This window comes from Rhodosalinus sp. (assembly GCF_041685465.1).
GTDB lineage: Bacteria > Pseudomonadota > Alphaproteobacteria > Rhodobacterales > Rhodobacteraceae > Rhodosalinus.
The window spans coordinates 1-3703 of record NZ_JAWLFS010000272.1 but is presented as its reverse complement, the minus strand read 5'-3'; the positions used below and the strand labels follow the sequence as shown (position 1 = coordinate 3703).

6 protein-coding genes are annotated in these 3703 nt (G+C 72.5%); 2 read left to right on the top strand and 4 right to left on the bottom strand.

All coding sequences use genetic code 11. The annotated features are described in order from the left end of the window. From ACESL7_RS14215 to ACESL7_RS14200, 4 genes are all read right to left on the bottom strand, one after another. A partial coding sequence (locus tag ACESL7_RS14215; protein ID WP_372893959.1) for an SDR family NAD(P)-dependent oxidoreductase occupies positions 1–226 on the bottom strand: 226 nt, incomplete at its 3' end. Positions 227–283: 57 nt separating this feature from the next. Further along, entirely contained in the window at positions 284–1387 is a 1104-nt protein-coding gene (locus ACESL7_RS14210; protein WP_372893958.1) for a site-specific DNA-methyltransferase, read from the bottom strand. A 93-nt stretch (positions 1388–1480) separates the two neighbouring features. Further along, positions 1481–2113 (bottom strand): ribonuclease HII, encoded by a 633-nt coding sequence (locus ACESL7_RS14205; RefSeq protein WP_372893957.1) that lies wholly within the window; start codon positions 2111–2113, stop codon positions 1481–1483. A gap of 60 nt (positions 2114–2173) precedes the next feature. Beyond that, on the bottom strand, positions 2174–2593 hold the full coding sequence (locus tag ACESL7_RS14200; RefSeq protein ID WP_372893956.1) for a hypothetical protein: 420 nt from the start codon (positions 2591–2593) through the stop codon (positions 2174–2176). A 168-nt stretch (positions 2594–2761) separates the two neighbouring features. Here ACESL7_RS14200 and ACESL7_RS14195 point away from each other — a divergent pair, with 168 nt between their 5' ends. Both ACESL7_RS14195 and ACESL7_RS14190 read left to right on the top strand, forming a co-directional pair. Continuing rightward, positions 2762–3046 carry a hypothetical protein gene (locus ACESL7_RS14195; protein WP_372893955.1) on the top strand — a complete coding sequence of 95 codons (285 nt, stop codon included), beginning with the start codon at positions 2762–2764 and terminating at the stop codon, positions 3044–3046. Beyond that, a partial coding sequence (locus ACESL7_RS14190; protein ID WP_372893954.1) for a winged helix-turn-helix domain-containing protein occupies positions 3018–3703 on the top strand: 686 nt, incomplete at its 3' end. The genes ACESL7_RS14195 and ACESL7_RS14190, both read left to right, overlap by 29 nt.

The window sequence follows — 3703 nt, the reverse complement described above, 5'->3', positions numbered from 1 at the left end:
GCGGCACGCCGAGCGCCATGATCACCGCCTCCTGCCCCTCGAGCGCGCGGGCGAGGTCGGCCGGGTCCGTGGCGTCGCCCGCGAACCGGTCGAGCGCCGGGCTCTCCTGCGTCATCGAGTCTGCGCTGCGCGCCATCGCACGCACCGTGAGCCCCCGGTCGAGGCCCTGCCGCACCACTTCGAGCCCGATGCCGCGGCTCGCGCCGATCACCAGAATACGCTCCATCGCGCCCTCCATCGTTTCAAATGGACATAGCGCGCCACGGGCGAGGAAAAGGGCCGCTCAGCCCGGCCGCTCCTCCATCTCCGCGCGGAGCTGCTGGCGCAGCACGTCGATGGGCACGCTGCGCCCCTCGCGGCGGAAGCACCAGTAGGTCCAGCCGTTGCACGACGGCGCCCCCTCCAGCGCCGCGCCCACCTGGTGGATGGAGCCGTTCACCCCGTCGGCGACCAGCGTGCCGTCGGCGCGCACCTTCGCGGCCTTGCCGTTGACCGAGGTCAGCACCTCGCCCGGCCGGAGCATCCCGCGCTCGACCAGTTGCCCGAAGGGCACCCGCGGCGCGGCGCGCTTCGAGGCGCTCACCTCCAGCGCGGCACGGTCGTAGGGACGCACCTCGGCGAGGCGCCGCTCGGCGAGCGCGATGTAGTCCTCGTCCCGCTCGATGCCGATGTAGTCGCGCCCGAGCATCCGCGCGACCGCGCCCGTCGTGCCGGTCCCGAAGAACGGATCGAGCACCAGGTCGCCCGGCTTCGTGCAGCCCAGGATGACCCGGTGCAACAGCGCCTCGGGCTTCTGCGTCGGATGCGCCTTGTCGCCGTTCGAGTCCTTCAGCCGCTCGTGCCCGGTGCAGAGCGGGATCACCCAGTCGGAGCGCATCTGCACCCCGTCGTTGAGCGCCTTCAGCGCCTCGTAATTGAAGGTGTAGCGCGCGCCCTCCTCCCGCGTGGCCCAGATCAGCGTCTCGTGCGCGTTGGTGAAGCGCCGGCCGCGGAAGTTGGGCATCGGGTTGGACTTGCGCCAGACCACGTCGTTCAGGATCCAGAACCCCGTGTCCTGCAGCGCCGCCCCGAGGCGGAACACGTTGTGATAGGAGCCGATCGCCCAGATCGCGCCGTCCGGCTTCAGCACGCGCCGCGCCTCGGCGAGCCAGGCCCGCGTGAAGGCATCGTAGGCCGCGAAGCTGTCGAAGCGGTCCCAGGCGTCGTCCACCGCGTCCACGCGCGAGTTGTCGGGCCGGTGCAGATCGCCCCGGAGCTGAAGGTTGTAGGGCGGATCTGCGAAGATCAGGTCGACGGACGCCTCGGGCAGCCCCGCCATCACCTCGATACTGTCGCCGCGCAATATCTCGTTGCGCGGCACATCGGCCACGCGCGCCATGTCTTTCATCTCGTCTGCCTCTGTCCGGCGCGGTTCGCCGCGCTCCTGCCTCGCGTCCGACCATGCGGGAAGGCGCGAATCAGGTCAATTTGTTTTTTCGAATCAGAGGCTTACGCTTCGACCTTGATACAATATCTTGTGCACCGGCGCGAAGGACCGCCTATGGTGAGGGGTCACCCCGAGATCTTGGAGCGCCGCGAGATGGCGGCGTGACGAATAGCCCATGTTCGTCTCCCAGCCGTAGCCGGGATGCGCGGCGGCGAGATCGGTCATCAGCGCGTCGCGCGCCACCTTCGCCGCGATCGAGGCCGCGGCGATCGAGAGCACCCGCGCGTCGCCCGCCACGATCGCCTCCGCCCCGCAGGTCAGGCCCTGCGGCACGCGGTTGCCGTCGATCAGCGCGTGATCGGGCGGCTCGGGCAGCGCGGCGACGGCCCGGCACATGGCGAGTTCCGAGGCGGCGAGGATGTTGAGCGCGTCGATCTCCTCGACGCTCACATGCACCACCGAGACCACCGCGCAGGCCGCGAGCGCCTCGGCGAGCGCCGCGCGCCGCGCCGCCGTCAGCCGCTTGGAGTCCGCGATGCCCTCGGGCACGCAGGCCGGGTCGAGCAGCACCGCCGCCGCCGTCACCGGCCCGGCGAGCGGCCCGCGCCCGGCCTCGTCCACGCCGACGACCCGGCGCGCGCCGCGCGCCGCCGCCGCGCGCTCGTGGCAGAGATCGGGTGCGTCCATGCCATCATCAAACCCGGCCCGCCGGCCCGGCGCAACCGCGACGTCGCGGCGCGCGCCGGCTCAGGTCCCCCCGAGGCGATAGCCGTGCTGGCGCATGCAGCGCCCGCCGTAGGCCCGGCGCGGACCGTTGGCCGTGCGCACCCGGACGAGGCACTCCCTCGGCAACAGGTCAGGGCGGCCCACGCTGCGCTGCGTGCAGCGCTTCATCACCACGCGGCGCAACCCGTCCTGGCGCTCGAAGGTGCGCAGGCAGCGCGGCGCCACGGTCTTGTCGTGCTGCGGGCGCTGCACCCGTTTCGGCCGGTCGCGCGCGCCGTCGTCCGTCGCGTCCGAAAGCGCCTTGCCGACGATGGCGAGCGCCGCCAGACCGGCGAGCATGCGCGCGATGTCCTGCTCGCTCGCCGCGCGGGCCGGCACGGGGCCTGCCGCGACGAGCGCGAGCGCCCCGGCGAGGGCGAGGCAGAGGGGTTTCCTGATCATGGGGCATCTCCTTTGCTGTCCCGCCCCGGCCGGTCGGCACGGGGCGACGGCGCCACGCTCCGCCGTGCCGGCCCGGACAGGCAATGTCGCGCCCCCGTCATCGGATAACCTCGCCCGCGGCGGTGCGCGTCATTGCAAGACAGCGGCCTTCGCCGCAGTCTTCTCGGCATGATCCGCGCCGCCCTCCTCGCCCTCGCCCTCGCCGCACCCGCAGGGACCGCCGGGGCCGACTGCTACGCCGACTACAAGGCGCGGCAGGACGACCCCTTCGCGCTGCACTACGGCGTCGCGCGCGTCGCTGACACGCCGTGCACGCCCGCGCGCGCGGCCGAGGCGCTCGCCCCCCGCCTCGCGGCGGCAGGCTGGCGGCTCTTGACCGTGGTCTCCGTCTTCGGCGAGGACGGGCTCGAGGAGCGACGCGAGAATGCCGGCGCCTACTTTCTCCGTTACTGAGACGCGCCGCGCCGCCGCGCGCCTCGTCCGGGCCGGGCTCGCCGCGATCGCGGCGCTCCTGGCCGGCGGGGCCCTGCTCCTTTTCGCGGCGCTCCCCGACGCCGATGCCTTCGATGCCCGCGTCGAGCGCATCTTCGTGGAAAACGACGACCTCACCAGCCAGGCGGAGGTGAAGCTCCTCGAGATCCTCGCGCAGAGCGGCACCGCCTTCGCCGAGACGCTCGCGGGCTACCGGGTGGTGATCCTCGTCCTTCTGGTCTTCTCGGCCGCCATGCTCCTCGCGGCGGTGGCCTTCCTCGTCCTTCTGCTCGCGCTCGACCGCCGCATGGCGCAGATCGAGCGCGCCGGCATCCAGGTCACCTCGCTGATCCTGAGCCGGGCGGAGAACACCGTCTACCTCAACAACATCGCGCTCAAGCTCACCGACGCCGGGATGGAAACGCTCGCCGCCCTCGCCGAGGCGCGGCTCGACGGCGACGTGCTGAGCGGCGCGGAACTCGAGGCGGTGCTCACCGGCCGCGACGCCGCGCTCTGCGACGAGGCCGCCGGCGCCACCCGCATCAAGCGCCTGCGCGACGGGCTCGGCAATCAACTGGTCTCGGAACTCCTCGTGCGCAACATCGCCCGGCGCGGCTACATGCTGTCCATCGACCGGGA